The sequence below is a fragment of the Rhizobium beringeri genome, assembly GCF_004306515.1.
Lineage (GTDB): Bacteria > Pseudomonadota > Alphaproteobacteria > Rhizobiales > Rhizobiaceae > Rhizobium > Rhizobium beringeri.
In genome coordinates this window covers 3,401,795-3,418,206 of sequence record NZ_SILG01000001.1, presented here as the reverse complement: position 1 = coordinate 3,418,206, position 16,412 = coordinate 3,401,795, and the positions used below count along the sequence as shown (strand labels likewise).

The following is a 16,412-nucleotide window of genomic DNA, read 5'->3' as shown; positions in this document are numbered from 1 at the left end:
GCCTTTCGTGTTATAATACTGCAGCAAATCCCAGCGATTTGCACATGGCGCGGGGTGGAGCAGCCCGGTAGCTCGTCAGGCTCATAACCTGAAGGCCGCAGGTTCAAATCCTGCCCCCGCAACCAAACCTTCCTTCCAAAAATCAAAACACTCCTCGTGGAGCAGCCCGCTCGGCGGGCAATCGAACAGTCCACTGGACTGTTTTAAGACCCGAACGGGCCAAAGCCTGCCCTAGAAACCAAATTCCAAATAGACGACCATAGACACAAAAGCCCGCCACTCCGGCGGGCTTTTTGCGTTTCCAGACCTGGCTCGAGGAGTTAACGCCTCTTCAGGGCCAGCAAGAAGGCGAAGCCGACGCAGCGGGACAGAAAACTACAAAGCCTGAAACAGACAACCGGATACAAACTTGCGAATTTGCCCTTAAGCTCTTCGACCATCGCGGTCGAGGAGCTTTTTGCGTTTGGCCTCCGAGTCGATCTCACGGCCGCGAGCTTCTCTTCGAAGTCGTTCTGGACTGCGGCGATAAACCGCTCAAGGCTTGTTGCAGCTTCCATCGAAGCCATCGCGAAACTCCGCTTCCAGACAGCGGATCGCCTCCACATTGCGCTTTACAACTATATAACATAGTTGCTAGGTTGCTAGCAATATGAGGCGGACCTACTGTGGTTGTTTAGGCTGCCCTTGATGAAGGAAGCCGCGACGATGTCTGGCACTTATGCTACTTTTTCCGACGATAGTTTTGCGGGCCGAACCGTCCTTATCACCGGCGCAGCGAGCGGAATGGGTCTTGAAACGGCAAGGGCCTTTGCCAGCAAGGGCGCGGAAGTCGTCATGGCCGATCGTGATGAGGCGGGGCTGAAGCGCTACGGTGCGGAACTGCGCAGTGGCGGCGCGGCTGTTCATACCGTGACGGTGGATGTCAGCAATCAGGAGAGCATCGACAAGGCCTTCGATTATTGTGACGCCAATCTCGCGCGTCTCGATAACGTCGTGACGTGTGCGGCGATCATCACGGCCAAGCGTATATTCGAGCAGGATCGGGCGCATTGGCACCGCGTGCTCGATGTTAATCTGCTCGGCACCTTTTTCATTGTGCAGGGCGCAGTCAAGCGCATGCTCGACAACCCCGATGGCGGCAACATCGTCTGTATCGCCTCGGATGCCGGCGTGCATGGCGGCGGCGGGCTGATTGCCGATACCGCCTATGCGGCATCGAAAGCCGGGACCTTGTCGATGGTCAAGTCGGTGGCGCGGGAACTTGCGGGCAAGAAGATCCGCATCAACGCGCTGAACCCCGGGCCGACGGATTCCCCGATGCACTCCCATATCGACCAGTCGCTGAAGGACCGTATCGCCGGCAATCTGCCGATGCGGCGCATGGGGCGGCCGGAGGACATGGCGGCGGCAATCATGTTCCTGTGCTCGGATGCAGCCAGCTTTACCTACGGTGCGGCGCTCGATGTCGATGGCGGATCGATGTTCCGCTAGACCAGGGAGGGGATAAAAGTATGCAGCAGACAGCCCGCCGTTACGCCTATTCGGCCGATATTCCCGAACTCGATGATGTCGATGTGCTCGTCATCGGGGGCGGACCATCGGGATTATCGGCCGCGGTCGCGGCGGCACGTCTTGGCGTGCGGGTACGCCTTGTGGAGCGCTACGGCTTCCTCGGTGGCAACCTGACGGCGGGCCTCGTCGGCCCCTGCATGACCTCCTATTCGCTCGACGGCAGCCAGCAACTGATCCGTGGCATCTACGAAGAATTCGTTCAGCGGATGATGGCGCTCGGCGGCGCGCTGCATCCGAGTACGATCCCGGCAGGTTCGGCCTATTGCGGCTTCATCGTCTACGGCCACGACAAGGTGACACCTTTCCAGCCTGAGGCGGCGAAGGTCGCGGCGCAGCGCATGTGCGTCGAGGCGGGAGTGGAATTGTTGCTGCACACCATGGTCGTCGATGCCATCGTCGATGATCGTGATGCGGACAATCCCCGGGTGCTCGGTGTCGTTTGCGCCGGCAAGGGCGGGCTGAGGAGCGTTCGTGCCAAGGTTGTCGTCGATTGCTCGGCCGACGGCGATGTCGCCCATTATGCAGGAGTCCATACCCGTCAGGGGCGGGAAAGTGATGGCATTTCCCAGCCGCAGACACTGTTCTTCCGCGTGCAGAACGTCGATGACCAGGTGGTGGAGGATTACATCCGCGCGCATCCGCAGGATTTTCTTCCTTTCGCCTCGATCGTCGCTCAGGCGACGGCAGAGGGTCGCTTTCCCGCGCCTCGCCGCGGCATCGGTCTCTACAAGACCATGGAACCTGGCGTCTGGCGCATCAATACCGGCCGCGTGTTGCGCCGTAATGGCGCTGACGCTCTTGAGCTCTCGCTTGCCGAGGTCGAAGGTCGGGAGCAGACCGTGGCGCTGCTCGAGTTCTTCCGTGACAATCTGCCCGGCTTCGAACAGGTGGAACTGCGGGACACGGCAACCCAGATCGGCGTGCGGGAAACCCGACGGATCGATGGCGCCTATGAACTGACGCTACAAGACTTGCATTCCGGCCGCGCCTTCGAAGATGTCGTGGCGTTGTGCGGCTATCCGCTCGATATTCACGACCCAACAGGCTCTGGCGGTGGTACCGGTGGCGCGGGGCTCGATGCCGCCAATATCTACCAGATACCTTACCGGGTCATGCTGCCGCGCATTCATGAGGGCCTGCTGGTATCCGGCCGCGCGGTTTCGGCGACGCATGAGGCGCTGAGCGCCATTCGCGTCATGCCGCCCTGTTTTGCGCTCGGCCAGGCGGCCGGCGTTGCCGCGGCACTTTCGGTCGGCAACAGGGCCAGCCCCCGGCATGTCGACTACGCGGATTTGCGAAGGGAACTTCTGGCCCAGGGCGCCTATCTTGGCTGACGGAAGAAGAAAGCGGGAAGTTATACCCGCGTTTTCTCAAATCAAGCCTTCAGATGAAGGGTCACTAGCACGGTGCATTCAGCGCCATCGGCAAAGCGGGTGGCAACGCGCAGCCAATTGCCGAAGGCGTTGAGCCGGGCCACGGCAATGCCGTCCTGTTCGCCCGGCATGGCGAATTCCGTTCCTTCTCGAACCCAGTGCATGCCGTCAGGCGAGATCTCCACCCAGCCCTTGGGTGCAGTGCCGACGGGAGGCTTCAATGCCCGAATAAAGAACACGGCTTCATGCGCCCAGCCGGCCTCATAGGGTTCGCTCGCGGCGTCACCGCTCCAGCGCTCATTGCGGGTTATCACCGCCGTGATGTTTTCGGGAAGCATTTAAAAATCCCCTGAAATGCAGATGGAATCGACGTAGAGAAAGGCGCGCTTGGCAACATCCGTCTCGGCGAACAGGCAGAAGTTCAGCATGCACCAGAGGTTTTTCATCGCCGGAATCCGGATCGACTCGAAGCCGGATACATCGAAATTCCGGTCGTTGCACTGCAAGCCGGTCGCCTTCATGGAGGCGAGGTCGAAATCGAAGCGCATATAGCTCCAGTTCACCTTCGTCGGGATCTCGTTGTAGCAGAGCCGTTGTTCACCATCTGGCAGGTCCAGCCAGCCTTCGGGCGCCAGGTGATAGTGGCTTACGGTCTTGTCTTCCCGCCCGATGGCGGTGAAGGACGTCGTCTCACGTTTGTACTGCCATTTCTGCAGGTGCTTGCCGTCGAGTGCATTGAGAAAACGCAGATGTGGCATAACCCGCTCGCCGTCTCCGTCCCGATCGCCGCATTGCAGGTCGAACAGGAAGCCGATCGAGCGCACGTCGGTTTCCGATAGTTTCAGTTCCGTCGCCTCCGGCTTGAACGTAAAGAAAATCTCGAAGCGGATCGGCCCGCGCTTGCGGAAGGTATGGCGCTTGATTGCAACGTTCTGCGCACCGGGTTTTGCCTTTGTGGCGATCTTTAGCGCATAGGACGAATCCATGCCGCCGTGGGACCCTGCATCCCAATGTCCGAGAGTTGAGAGCATGGCGCTCGAGTGCTGGGCAAAGCCGGGCAGCATGACGTCGAGGCTGTCCTCGTAATTGCCGACCAACTGTGACCAGCCGCAATGCCCACGCGAAAAATCGTCATAGGACAGGATGCGCGGCAGAGGATCGAAACGGCTGAGCGCCGGATCTGCGCGAAGCACGGCGAGCCTCATGGCTTCCATTATGTCCGCTGTGGAAGAGGGGGCTGATGTCGTCATATGGCGTTGACCTTATTGTATGCGGAGCCGTTTGACGGCGCCCCAATCGATTTCGATGCCGAGACCCGGCCGTGTCGGCACGTCGAGCTGGCCATTCTTCTGGCGCAAGCAGCCGGGTGCCAGATCGGCCAGGTCGCGCTTGAAGGGGCTAAGATCGCATTCGCATTCCATCACCCGGAAATTCGGAAGGGCGGCCGCCAGATGCGCGCTGGCCGTCTCGCAGATAATGCCGGACATGCCGATATGCGGGGCGTAGCCCACATCGTGCAGGGCGGCATAGTCGGCCATGCGCCGTGTTTCGGATATGCCGCCGGCACGGGCGACATCTGGCTGCAGGATTGAAAGGGTGCGGTTGGCGACGAGACGCTGCGCCTGATCGGTGGTAAAGTTGCTCTCTCCGGCTGCGAGTGGCACGTCGCAGCGCTTGCGAAGTTCTTCGTAGCCTTGCTCGTTTTCCGGCGCGAGTGGCTCCTCGAACCAGAAGTAGCCGTTGGCTGACAGTGCCCTGCCGACTTCGATCGCCTGGTCCAGATCATAGGCCCAGTTGGCGTCGACACAGAGTTCGATATCGTCGCCGGCGCGCTTGCGCAGTCGTTCGATGCGCCGGCAGGCATCCTTGACCGAATTGGCTATCTTGACTTTGATGCGCGGGAATCCCTCGCCGATATAGCGTTCCAGTTCCCGATCCGCCTCGGCATCGTCGACCCAGTTTACGGCGGCGGCATAGACATTGATCGTTTCCTGGCCGATGCCGCCAAGCAGCTTGGCGATCGGCATGCCCGCGGCCTTGCCCATGATGTCCCACAGCGCAATGTCGACGCCGGCGATCGCTTCGATCAGCATGCCGCCGGCGCGGCCTGACAGCGAGCGCCGCATGGATTGCCAGAGCGCGCCGATGTTGCGTGCGTCCTGTCCGATCAGCCGTGGTTTTAACGAGGTTTCGATCAGTTCTGCATAGGCCTTGGGCGAAAACCGGGCCAGCACCTCACCGACGCCGACGATGCCGGCATCGGTGCGTACCTCGACGAGAACCATCGAGACCTTGTGATAGGTGCCCCAGGACGTGATGGTCGGTTTGGGCAGCGTCTGGCTGAGCGGATGGGCGATGACATCTGCAATGAGGATCGTCTGTCCGGCCAAATGTTGCACAGAATCCATCGGCTCTTTCGTTCCCAATGTTTTGCTCGCTGCTCTGGAGCGCGTCTGTTATTCCTAGCTAGATGTTGGCGACTTGGCAACTGATAAACCTAGTTGCTAAGTTGGAAACTGCATGTTAGCTTTGTGAATATGAGGACCGAGATGAGTGAAATTCCCGAAAGGAAACCCGTTTTCACCGCCAAGCCGCCTAACCCTTCGCGGTTGGCGGATGGGGTGTCCGATGCGATTGCCGCGGCGCTCTTTGATGGACGCATCTCGCCCGGCGAGCCGCTGCCGCCCGAAGGGGAGATCGCCAGGGAGTTCGGCGTGTCGAAGCCGATCGCCCGTGAGGCGCTTCGTCAGCTGACGGCAGCCGGGCTGATCTTCACCCAACAAGGCAAGGTTGCCCGCGCCAAGGCACTGAGCGGCGAATCGATGGACAAAATCTACGGCTACGCGGTTCGCTCCAGTCTCAAGCGGCTGCGCGAAGCCAATGAGATGCGTCGCGTCGTCGAGACGGGAATTGCCCGGCTCGCCGCCGAACGTCGCGATCCGGAAGGTCTGGATATCATGCGGCAGGGTTTGGCTGGCATGCTGGCTTCCGTGCAGGAGCCTTCCGGCTTTACCGCCGCCGACATCCTGTTTCACCTTGGTCTTGCCGTGACGACGGGTAATTACATGATCCGCGTGCACATGGAGAGCATGCGTTCCGTGCAGCGCGAGGTGTCGGAATTGTTTTCACGTCGCGCCAATCGCAGCGACGCTGACTGGCGGGCAACGATTGACCGGCATCAGGCGATCTACGACGCAATTGCAGTTGGTGATGCCGACCTCGCCGAGCAAAAAATCCGGGAGCATTTCGAAGCTGCCGACATTGCCTCGCTCGAGGTGGCCGACAAGTTGAAAGATGCCGAGAGATGAGCGCCGCGCGCTTCTCACTGCAAGGCCGGCGCGTGCTGGTAACCGGTGCCAGTTCCGGCATCGGCCGGGCTGTTGCGCTTGGCCTTGCGGAGCATGGAGCGGAACTGATCCTGCATCATTTCGGTAATGAGAAGGGCGCGAGCGAGGTCGCCCGGGCGACCGGCGGCACAGCGCCGGTACTGGAAGCAGACTTCACCGACGGACGTGCGACGCAGGCTTTTGCCGATGAAGTGCTCGGAACACACGGCCCGATCGATATCCTCATTGCCAATGCCGCCATCGAACATCGGCGGCCCTGGCAGGAATTCGATGAGGCGCATGTCAGCGCCCATGTGGCATCGAATTTCTCGGCGCTGCTGATGCTGATGGCAAAGCTGGTTCCACCGATGGCCGAGCGGGGCTGGGGCAGGGTCATCGCCACAGGCAGTATCATGGCGGTGCGGCCGCGGGCGGAAACGGTTGTTTATGCGTCGCTCAAGGCGGCGCAGTTGACCGCGATCAGGTCAATTGCGCGCGAGATCGGCCATCGCGGCGTCACGTTGAATGTGGTTTCGCCGGGTGCGATCGAGATCGAAGCCAATGCCGCGCGCTACGGCGACCCGGCGTTCCGCAAAGCGGTTGCCGCCAAGATCCCTATGGGCAGGCCGGGCCAGCCGCAGGATCTGGTTGGGGCGTTTGTTTTTCTGTGCAGCGATGCTGCCAGCTACATTACGGGTGCAAATATCCCGGTCGACGGAGGATGGTCGATCGGAGACGCGCCCGGGAGCCTTCCGCACGCTGCCGGGTGAGCGACCTGCGGCAAGGTTTTCGAGATCATGCGGCGGAACCACCCGCCGCAGCTTGCAGCCAAACGCCGGGCGAATGCCGTTTGCATTCATTCGGTGAAGGCTGATCGCCGACGACCAAAAAGGGAGGAAATCATGAAGGCCGCACTAGCAGGTATCGCAGCATCCGCGTTGACATTGTGCATATCGACGTCTGCCGTCTTCGCGACGGATCTCCGCATGACGGTCTGGACCGGGAGCGAGGCTCATCTGAAGATGCTGAATGGCATTGCGGAGAGCTTCAAAGCCACACATCCCGACGTGAACGTGAAGTTCGAGACCGTGCCGGTCAACGACTACACGCAGAAACTGACCTTCCAGATCGCCGGCGGCAATGCTCCCGACATAGCCTGGATGATGGAGGATGCCGCTCCGGCTTTCGAAAACGCCAATCTTCTGATGGATCTCGGCCCGACGCTCAAGGCGGCGGAAGGCTATGATTTCGACGATTTTTCGAAGCCGGCCATGGGCCTCTGGCAGAAGGATGAAACGGTCTACGGCATTCCGTTCTCCACCTCGCCTTTCATGATCTACTACAACAAGGACATGTTCGACAAAGCCGGGCTCGAAGATCCGCTGACGCTCGCCGCCAAGGGCGAATGGAACATGGACAAGTTCCGGGAAGTCTCCAAGAAGCTCGCGGAAACCAATCCCGGCAAATGGGGCTTCGAGTTCAAGGATGGCGAAGGCTATGCCTCTCGCATGACCCATGCCCTTCTGCCGCCAATCCGCGCCTATGGTGGCGATATCTGGTCGAACAAGGAATGCGGCTTCGACAAGCCCGAAGCGGTCAAGGCGGTCAAGCAGCTGCATGACATGGTCTTCAAGGACAAGTCCATCGTTCCGCCGGGCGAACAGGGCGATTACTTCTCCGGCAATTCGGCGATGACGGTCAACCAGATTTCCCGTGCTTCGAAGATGGCGGAAGCCGGCTTCAAGTGGGGCATCGCACCGTTGCCCACCGGCCCAGGTGGAGAGTCACCCGTTATCGGCCAGGCCGGCCTTGTTGTGTTCGCCCAAGGCAAGAATACGGAAATCGCCGCGGAATTCGTGGCGCATATGACCAACAAGGAAAACGTCGCCACCATGGCGCAGTTCTTCCCGCCCGCCCGCAAGAGCGTTCTGCAGGCCGATGCATTCATCAACGGCAACAAGCTCGTGCCGCCCGAGATGATGAAGAATGTGGCTGCCGCTATAGAAAAGGGCCGGGTGGTTTCGGCTAACGAAAAAGCGCCCCAGATCCTTGCCGCCATGGCGCCTCGCGTCGATGCCTTGTGGAAGCCGGATGCCGATGTCGATGCGGCCATCAAGGGCATCTGCGCGGCAATCCAGCCGCTGCTTTGATCAGAACGAAGATGGCCGATACCGTTCATAACTCCATTCGAACCGGCCAAAAGACCTGGCTGACGTTGAAGATGAGAGAGATGATGGAGGCGTGGCTGTTTGTCAGCCCCACCTTCATCGGCTTCCTCATCTTCTTCCTCGGTCCGCTCTGCGCAGTGGTCTATTATTCAATGACCGAATGGAACCTGCTCAGCCAGCAGGCCACCTTCGTAGGCCTTGCCAATTTTCAGAATGCGCTCCTCGAAAACCCTGACTTTTGGCTTGTGGTACGCAATTCGGTTATTTTCGCGATCGGTCTCGTGCCGCTCAACATGGCGCTCGCGCTCGCCTTGGCGCTCGCCCTTTCCCGGCAGTTCTTCGGGGTGGTGTTCTTTCGCACGGTGTTTTTCGCTCCCGTCATCACCTCGGCCATCGCCTGGGCGATCGTATGGAAATTTCTGCTGCAGGGAGAAGGCGGTTTCATCAACCAGGTGCTGGCGCTGGTCGGGATCACCGGTCCAAACTGGCTGCGTGAACCGAGCTGGGCCATGGCGGCGGTCATCGTCACCCGCGTCATCAAGATGGTCGGCCTCAACATGATCCTCTACATTGCGGCGCTGCAGGCGATCCCGCGGGACTATGAAGAGGCAGCGCGCCTGGAGGGCGCCTCACGCCGGCAGATCTTCAACATGATCACCTGGCCGTTGCTGGCGCCGACCACGCTGGTCATCATGGTCATCACGACGATCGGCTCCTTCAAGGTCTTTGATCACATATACCAGATGACCGGTGGCGGCCCGGAAAACGGCACACTGGTGCTTGCCTTCTACATCTACCAGCAGGGCTTCAAGTTCTTCAATGTCGGCTATGCCTCGGCGCTCGCGATGATCATGTTCGTGATGATCATGGCGCTGACCCTGGTGCAGGTGATGCTGCGGAGAAAGGGATCGGAGTGACCCAGCGCCAAATCCAGATCCTCTACCGCGCCTGCTGGACGATCGCACTGCTGATCGCCGCCATTCCTTTTGTTTTCCCATTCGTTTGGATGGTGTCTGCCGGTTTCAAGAGCGTAACCGAGATATTCGGTGCGCCGACGCTTATTCCGCGCGTCTGGCGCTGGCAGAATTTCGTCGAAGTGTTCACATACCAGCCGTTCGCGCGGCAGTATTTCAACTCGCTTTACATCGCGATCGTCGTGACGGCGCTCACCCTCATCATCTCGTCCTTGGCCGGCTATGCGCTGGCGCGCATGCGGTTTGCCGGTGCCGGGCTGCTGATGCTTTTTCTGATCTCGGCACTCATGGTGCCGGAGGAAGTGACGATCATTCCGAACTTCTTCCTGATGCGTTGGCTGGGCCTGGTGGATACTCACTGGCCGCTGATCCTGCTGCCCACCTTCGGCCCTCATGGGGTGATGGCAACGTTCCTGATGCGCCAGTATTTCCTGGCCCTGCCCAAGGAACTGGAAGAGGCTGGCAAGATGGACGGCCTTTCACGCTTCGGCGTTTGGTGGAAGATTGCGCTGCCGATGGCACGCCCGGCCCTGGCTGCAGTTTCCATCATCACCTTTCTGTTCTCGTGGAACCTGTTCCTGGAGCCGCTGATCTTTCTGAGCTCGCTCGACATGTTCACGCTTCCTTTGGCCTTGTCGAACTTCAACGACAGCTACGGCTTACCGCTGTGGAACCTGCAGCTTGCCGCTACCAGCCTTGCCGTGGTGCCGATCCTGATCGTCTATCTGATCGCCCAGCGGCAGATCATCGAAAGTTTTGCGCTATCAGGCGTGAAGGGATGAGGAATTTTCGTTCATGAGCAGTGTATCGCTTAAAGGCATCGAAAAACGCTTTGGCGCCGTCGAGGTCATCCGCGGCGTCGATCTCAGGATCGATCCCGGCGAGTTCGTCGTATTCGTCGGTCCGTCGGGCTGCGGCAAGTCCACGTTGCTGCGGCTGATTTCGGGGCTGGAATATCTCAGCGGCGGTGAACTTGCGATTGGCGGCCGGGTGGTCAACGAAGTGCCGGCTTCGAAACGCGGCGTGGCCATGGTCTTCCAATCCTATGCCCTCTATCCGCATCTGAGCGTCCGGGACAATATGGGTTTCGGGCTGAAGGTCCGCAAAGTTCCGGCACAGGAGCGCCAGAGGCGTGTCGATGAAGCCAGCGCCACGCTGAAGCTCGAAGCATTGCTCGATCGCTACCCCCGCGAGCTTTCCGGCGGTCAGCGGCAGCGCGTAGCGATCGGCCGGGCCATCGTCGGAAATCCTGATGTCTTCCTGTTCGACGAACCGCTGTCGAACCTCGATGCAGAGTTGCGCGTGCACATGCGCTCTGAAATCGCCGCACTACACAAGCGGCTCTCCACGACGATGATCTATGTAACGCACGACCAGATCGAAGCGATGACGCTCGCCGACAAGATCGTGGTTCTACGCGACGGCCGTGTCGAGCAGGTCGGCTCCCCCCGGGACCTATACGAGCGGCCGGCAAATACCTTCGTGGCGCAATTCATCGGAAGCCCAAAAATGAATCTGCTCCCTGCAGATATCGCGCCTTTGCTGACAGGCGCAACGGCAGTGGATGCCGCCGCCGAGACCATCGGGATAAGGCCGGAGCATCTGACGGTCGTGGAGCCTCGAGACGGGACGCTGCGCGGAACCGTCGGGCTTTGTGAATATACCGGGGCGGTAACGCTGCTCCACGTCAAGCTGCCGGACGGGCACGATTGCCTCGTCCTGCACGACGGTCATGACATGAAAGCAGGAATCCAAATAGGACTCACCGCCGATGTCTCGAAGGTGCACTTTTTCAAGGGCAATGGGCAGACAACAAAAGCAGACTGAACACGGTCGTTCTTGGCGCGGGCGCGAACCGCAGACGTCTCTCAAGGGCCGGATTCGCCTACTCGCCCTGTCGTAGGTTGCGAAGTCGGTCGAAAAGGACGGCGAGCACGATTGCTCCACCGATAAAGCATCCTTGCCAGAATGCGTTGATGCCGAGCAGGCCAAGACTGTTGCGGATGACCTCGATAAGTGCGGCGCCGACCAAGGCTCCAAAGGCGGTGCCGACGCCGCCGGCCAGATTGGCGCCGCCGATAACCGCGGCGGCAATGACCTGAAGTTCCATCCCGGCGCCGATGTTTGTGGTGACGGCGCCGAGCCAGCCGGTTTGAATGATGCCGGCAACCCCGGCCGACAGGGCAGAAATCATATAGACGATAACCTTGATCCTCGGCACGGGAACACCCGTCAGTGTCGCGGCGTGCTCATTGCCGCCGATGGCAAAGACATAGCGGCCGAACTTGGTCCAGCGCAGCACGAAACCGGTAATGAGTGCCAGCACGACCATGTAAAGCACTGGATTGGCGATGCCGAAAACCCAGGCGCCGCCACCCAGCGCCAGTAGTTTGTCGTGATCAGGTCCGAACTGGAAAACGACAGTGTTGTTGGACGCAACCATCGCAAGGCTGCGCGCTATCGACAACATGCCGAGCGTGACGACGAAAGGGGGGAAGCCGAGATAGGCAATCAAGACGCCGTTGAAAGCTCCGACCAACAGAGCAGTACCGATTGAGGCGGCGATGCCGACTTCAATGCTGTATCCCGCGTGCATGACGACCGCCAGCACCATGCTGCACAGGCAAAGTACGGAGCCAACGGACAAATCGATGCCGCCGGTGATGATGACCAGCGTCATGCCCAGCGCGATAATGGCGACGAAAGTGACGTTGCGGGTGATGTTGTAGATGTTCTTCGCCGTCGCAAAGGAGTCCGTCGCCATCGACAGAAAAATGCAGGCGAGAATGACTGCAATCAGAACCCAGAATGTCTGGCCGCCTATGATCGTCGCAAGCCAGCTCCGTTGTTTCTGTCCGATCGTTTGGTCAAGTGTAATCGCCATCGTCGACCTTCTTCCTTCCTGTTGCAACGGATAGCATCGATCACACCTGTTCGATGGCGCCGGTGATCAGTCCCGTCACTTCCTCCGGCGAACTTGCCGCAATCTGCTTGTCGGCTACTTTTCTGCCTCGCCGCATCACGATCACGCGGTCGGCGACCGAAAAGACGTCGGGCATGCGGTGGCTGATCAGGACAACGACAATGCCCCGGTCCCGCAATTGGCGGATCAGATTCAGAACCTCAGCCACCTGGCGCACGGAAATGGCTGCTGTCGGCTCGTCCATCAATACGATTTTCGCTTCAGACAGCATCGTGCGGCCGATCGCCACCGCTTGCCGCTGGCCACCTGACATTTGCTTGACGAGATCGCGCGCCCGTGTTTCGGATTTGAGCTCGCGAAATATCTCGGCGGCGCGCTTGTACATGCTCTTGTGGTCGAGGATGCGAAGAGGCCATACGCCGCGGCGCAATTCTCGGCCGAGGAACACGTTCGCTGCCGCCGTCAGATTGTTGCAAAGCGCCAAATCCTGGTGAACGATCTCAATGCCATGCAGGCGCGCTTCCTTCGGCTGATGAAGCACGAGATCGGCGCCGTCGAGCCGCATGGTTCCATGGCTCGGTCGAAAATTGCCGGCAATCATCTTCACCAGTGTGGACTTGCCAGCCCCGTTGTCGCCCATCAGGCCGACAACCTGTCCCGCTTCGAGCGAAAACGAAACATCGTTGACTGCCTGGATGGCACCGAAATGTTTGGAAATATTGCTGAGCTCAAGAACCGCCACCAGCCTCCGCGCCTCCCAAAACCTGCGGGCCATCCATCGCTCCGAACCCTGCTTGTCTTCGACGCAAGGCTCCGGCGATTTCGCCTTTCCAATATCCTCCAGGAAAAACGATTGGGAGCATTTACGCAAAACCCTGCGACAGCGTCAACTCATTGTCCCGGCCATTGACCTTATTGTCGCAAAAATCTGTTTTGTCAGACAAATATCATTTGACGAGAGTGGCGCCTGGATATTAGCTATCAATGGGGGAGAAAGAGCATGCTAATCCTTGTTACCGGTGCGACGGGCAAGGTCGGGCGGCGCTTCATTGCTGGGCTGCTTGACGATCCGAGATTTTCCAAAGCCCGTATTCGTGCGCTTTGTCATAATCGTTTGTACGAGGCGACCGACCGTGTCGACGTCTTCCAAGGCTCGATCGCCGATCGCGATGTCGTGGCAGCGGCGCTAGATGACGTTACCCATGTCGTGCATCTCGCCACATGCAAGGAAACGCCGAGCGAGGTCATGGATGTCACGGTCAAAGGTCTCTTTTGGCTGCTCGAGGAGTTCCGTACCAGCGTCACGGCACGCCAGTTCATCCTGATCGGTGGTGATGCGGGCGTGGGACATTTCCACTATCGCCACGACGGCCCGATCACCGAGAACGCCCGCCATTGCGCCTATCCGGGAAGCTATGCGCTCTCCAAAGTCCTGGAAGAGGTCATGCTGGAGCAGTTTGGCATTCAGTACGGCCTCAATGGCTGTTGTCTGCGCGCGCCCTGGATCATGGAAAAGGACGATTTCAAGTATTCGCTGTCTTTTGGAGACGATGTCTTTGGCGGTCCGGACTGGAAGACGCTCGTTCCCGAAGACGCGGCGCGGCGTTATGCAGCGATGGGTACGGTGCCGCTGCTGCTCGATGCCGACGGGCGTCCGCTGAAACGCAACTTCGTGCATGTCGACGACCTTGTATCGGCAATACTGGCAGCGATCGATAACCCCCGGGCGGAGCGGCAACTCTTCAATATCTGCATGGATCGACCAGTCGACTATGCTGAAGTCGCCGCCTATCTTCTGCGTACGCGCAATCTCGGCTCAATCGATATACCAAGCCGCTTCCATTCCAATTGGATGGACAACAGCAAAGCGAAATACCTGCTGGATTGGCGGCCAAACTACGATCTCGAAATGCTTATCGACTCAGCCTGGCAATACGAGCGTTCGAAGGAGGAGCCTCGCATCGTCTGGTATCCGGGTTGATTTCGTGTGGCGGGCACGCGGTGTCCGTCTGTTTCAAGGGAGGAAACTATGAGGAAGGCATTACTACTTACAGCCGCAGTCTTAGCACTCACCGCCGGGCAGGCCTTGGCCAAGAAGCAACTCGTCATCGTCGTCAAGGGCCTCGACAATCCGTTCTTCGAAGCAATCAATCAAGGTTGCCAGAAATGGAACAAGGAGAACCCCACGGCGGAATACGAGTGCTTCTACACCGGCCCGGCATCGACATCCGATGAAGCCGGCGAAGCGCAGATCGTTCAGGATATGTTGGGCAAGGCAGACACGGCTGCAATCGCAATTTCGCCGTCAAATGCAAAGCTCATCGCCCAGACCCTGAAGACGGCCAATCCAACGGTTCCGGTGATGACGCTCGATGCCGATCTCGCCGCCGAGGATGCAGCCTTGCGCAAGACCTATCTTGGCACGGACAATTATCTGATGGGCGCCCGCATCGGGGAGTACATCAAGAAGGCCAAGCCGAAGGGCGGTAAGATCTGCACGATCGAAGGCAATCCGGGAGCAGACAATATTCTCCGCCGCGCACAAGGGATGCGCGACACGCTCACTGGCCAGAAGGGCTTGACCGCGCTGAAAGGCGAGGGTGGTTGGACTGAGGTTGCCGGCTGCCCGGTGTTCACCAATGACAACGGTGCCGCGGGTGTTCAGGCAATGACCGATATTCTTGCGGCCAATCCCGACATGGACGCATTCGGCATTATGGGGGGCTGGCCATTGTTCGGTGCGCCGCAACCCTATCGCGACCTGTTCAAACCGATGGCCGAGAAGATCGCCAGCAATGATTTCGTCATTGGTGCGGCCGACACGATCGGCGACGAGGTTGCCATTGCAAGGGAAGGCCTCGTGACTGCGCTCGTCGGCCAGCGGCCATTCGAGATGGGCTACAAGGCACCTTCGGTGATGATGGATCTGATTGCCGGCAAGCCGGTTGAAGATCCGGTCTTCACCGGGCTCGATGAGTGCACAAAGGATACAGTCGACACCTGCATTCAAAAGTAGGTTCACGGTTTGGCGCACCCGGTTCAAGGGTGCGCCGACTGTCCTCACGAGACGGATCGAGAGATCCGCAGGGCTTGACGCGCCCTGAATTCCGCGCTTTGTGCCGGCGTCAATCGCAGGCGACTTCCTCGTTATTACGATTGTTTTGATCATACGTGCAGACAGTCGAAAGAATGCTGAGGCAGTAGAAATAAATGCCTGACAAAAAATCGGGAAAGCCAACGGCTGCGGTCGAGCTGGTGACGGTTGACCGCTCGGCCATCACAAGGCGCCCAAATTCTCCCCGCATGACTGGGGCGAGTGTTCATGTGTCTTTGGCCGGCGAGATCGGTCTGCGAATCGTGCGCGGTGACTATCCGCCGGGTACGATCCTGCCAAATGAGGCAAAATGGTCGGAAGTCTTTGACGTCAGCCGCTCGGCGGTGCGCGAAGCGATCAAGATGTTGATGGCCAAGGGCCTGCTTTCTTCCCGCCCGAAAATCGGCAGCTGGGTCGAACCCAAGGAACGTTGGAACCTGCTGGATCGAGATGTCTTGGGCTGGTATGCCGCATCTCCTGATCGCGAATCCTTTCTGAGGGCCGTGCAAGAACTCAGGCATATGATCGAGCCGGAAGCGACTGCGCTTGCTGCGGAGCGCCGAACTGACGAGCAAATGAACGCGATCAGTCAGGCCTTGCATGACATGGATCAGGCGACATCGCTCCAGCAGCGAACAGAATCCGATGCGCGATTTCACATCGCGATCTTACGCGCCTCCGGAAATGATCTTCTGGTGCCGCTCGGCGTGTTGATCGAATCGGCGCTGAACCACCTCTTCGCCCATGTCACGCGGGAGGAAGACAACTTACGATATGCGCTGAAACTTCATGAAAATATCGAGAAAAGCATTCGACTGCAGCGACCGAACATGGCGCGCAACGCAGTCCGCAAGGCGCTGGCAAATACCGACGAAATCATAGCCCGGTGGTCACGATAGACCTTTGCATCCTGTCCGGCTGGCGCGTTGCCGATACCTTGATGGAGGGGGATTCAAGCTCCTACGGTCCTCGATGCCTACCC

17 protein-coding genes and 1 tRNA gene are annotated in these 16,412 nt (G+C 59.3%); 12 read left to right on the top strand and 6 right to left on the bottom strand.

The features are described 5' to 3' along the window. Positions 1–48 precede the first annotated feature (48 nt). Positions 49–125: transfer RNA gene (locus ELH03_RS17160), tRNA-Met, on the top strand. Between the two features lie 195 nt (positions 126–320). Here ELH03_RS17160 and ELH03_RS17155 read toward each other — a convergent pair. Next, complete coding sequence (locus ELH03_RS17155; RefSeq protein WP_128400621.1) at positions 321–566, bottom strand: hypothetical protein; 246 nt, start codon at positions 564–566, stop codon at positions 321–323. Positions 567–687: 121 nt separating this feature from the next. On the opposite strand from ELH03_RS17155, the gene ELH03_RS17150 reads away from it, so the two are divergent. Continuing rightward, positions 688–1,491 carry an SDR family NAD(P)-dependent oxidoreductase gene (locus tag ELH03_RS17150; RefSeq protein ID WP_128400620.1) on the top strand — a complete coding sequence of 268 codons (804 nt, stop codon included), beginning with the start codon at positions 688–690 and terminating at the stop codon, positions 1,489–1,491. 20 nt (positions 1,492–1,511) lie between these two features. Then, complete coding sequence (locus ELH03_RS17145) at positions 1,512–2,906, top strand: FAD-dependent oxidoreductase (RefSeq protein ID WP_128412704.1); 1,395 nt, start codon at positions 1,512–1,514, stop codon at positions 2,904–2,906. A 41-nt stretch (positions 2,907–2,947) separates the two neighbouring features. Here ELH03_RS17145 and ELH03_RS17140 read toward each other — a convergent pair whose 3' ends face one another. The 3 genes from ELH03_RS17140 to ELH03_RS17130 are packed head-to-tail and all read right to left on the bottom strand — an operon-like array spanning position 2,948 to position 5,353. After that, positions 2,948–3,283: a hypothetical protein gene (locus ELH03_RS17140; protein ID WP_128400618.1), complete on the bottom strand. Its 336-nt coding sequence runs from the start codon at positions 3,281–3,283 to the stop codon at positions 2,948–2,950. Next, positions 3,284–4,150 (bottom strand): DUF6772 family protein, encoded by an 867-nt coding sequence (locus ELH03_RS17135; RefSeq protein WP_128400627.1) that lies wholly within the window; start codon positions 4,148–4,150, stop codon positions 3,284–3,286. Positions 4,151–4,207: 57 nt separating this feature from the next. Then, entirely contained in the window at positions 4,208–5,353 is a 1,146-nt protein-coding gene (locus tag ELH03_RS17130) for a mandelate racemase/muconate lactonizing enzyme family protein (protein WP_128400617.1), read from the bottom strand. Positions 5,354–5,494: 141 nt separating this feature from the next. Here ELH03_RS17130 and ELH03_RS17125 point away from each other — a divergent pair, with 141 nt between their 5' ends. The 6 genes from ELH03_RS17125 (at position 5,495) to ELH03_RS17100 (ending at position 11,240) form a co-directional block, all read left to right on the top strand. After that, entirely contained in the window at positions 5,495–6,253 is a 759-nt protein-coding gene (locus ELH03_RS17125; RefSeq protein ID WP_128400616.1) for a FadR/GntR family transcriptional regulator, read from the top strand. Next, on the top strand, positions 6,250–7,041 hold the full coding sequence (locus ELH03_RS17120; RefSeq protein ID WP_128400615.1) for an SDR family NAD(P)-dependent oxidoreductase: 792 nt from the start codon (positions 6,250–6,252) through the stop codon (positions 7,039–7,041). Before ELH03_RS17125 ends, ELH03_RS17120 begins: the two co-directional genes overlap by 4 nt. A 132-nt stretch (positions 7,042–7,173) precedes the next feature. Continuing rightward, entirely contained in the window at positions 7,174–8,421 is a 1,248-nt protein-coding gene (locus ELH03_RS17115) for an ABC transporter substrate-binding protein (RefSeq protein ID WP_128400614.1), read from the top strand. A gap of 11 nt (positions 8,422–8,432) precedes the next feature. Then, on the top strand, positions 8,433–9,356 hold the full coding sequence (locus ELH03_RS17110) for a carbohydrate ABC transporter permease (protein ID WP_128400613.1): 924 nt from the start codon (positions 8,433–8,435) through the stop codon (positions 9,354–9,356). Continuing rightward, on the top strand, positions 9,353–10,195 hold the full coding sequence (locus ELH03_RS17105; protein WP_128400612.1) for a carbohydrate ABC transporter permease: 843 nt from the start codon (positions 9,353–9,355) through the stop codon (positions 10,193–10,195). Before ELH03_RS17110 ends, ELH03_RS17105 begins: the two co-directional genes overlap by 4 nt. 13 nt (positions 10,196–10,208) lie before the next feature. Continuing rightward, entirely contained in the window at positions 10,209–11,240 is a 1,032-nt protein-coding gene (locus ELH03_RS17100) for an ABC transporter ATP-binding protein (protein ID WP_128400611.1), read from the top strand. Between the two features lie 58 nt (positions 11,241–11,298). On the opposite strand, the gene ELH03_RS17095 is transcribed toward ELH03_RS17100, so the two are convergent. Then, positions 11,299–12,297 carry an ABC transporter permease gene (locus ELH03_RS17095; protein ID WP_128400610.1) on the bottom strand — a complete coding sequence of 333 codons (999 nt, stop codon included), beginning with the start codon at positions 12,295–12,297 and terminating at the stop codon, positions 11,299–11,301. Between the two features lie 40 nt (positions 12,298–12,337). Continuing rightward, complete coding sequence (locus ELH03_RS17090) at positions 12,338–13,078, bottom strand: ATP-binding cassette domain-containing protein (RefSeq protein WP_024319323.1); 741 nt, start codon at positions 13,076–13,078, stop codon at positions 12,338–12,340. A 258-nt stretch (positions 13,079–13,336) separates the two neighbouring features. On the opposite strand from ELH03_RS17090, the gene ELH03_RS17085 reads away from it, so the two are divergent. The 3 genes from ELH03_RS17085 (at position 13,337) to ELH03_RS17075 (ending at position 16,329) form a co-directional block, all read left to right on the top strand. Further along, positions 13,337–14,317 (top strand): NAD-dependent epimerase/dehydratase family protein, encoded by a 981-nt coding sequence (locus ELH03_RS17085; RefSeq protein ID WP_128400609.1) that lies wholly within the window; start codon positions 13,337–13,339, stop codon positions 14,315–14,317. Positions 14,318–14,365: 48 nt separating this feature from the next. After that, positions 14,366–15,352 (top strand): substrate-binding domain-containing protein, encoded by a 987-nt coding sequence (locus ELH03_RS17080; protein WP_027683286.1) that lies wholly within the window; start codon positions 14,366–14,368, stop codon positions 15,350–15,352. A gap of 194 nt (positions 15,353–15,546) precedes the next feature. Then, positions 15,547–16,329 (top strand): FadR/GntR family transcriptional regulator, encoded by a 783-nt coding sequence (locus ELH03_RS17075; RefSeq protein WP_128400608.1) that lies wholly within the window; start codon positions 15,547–15,549, stop codon positions 16,327–16,329. Positions 16,330–16,412: the final 83 nt, after the last annotated feature.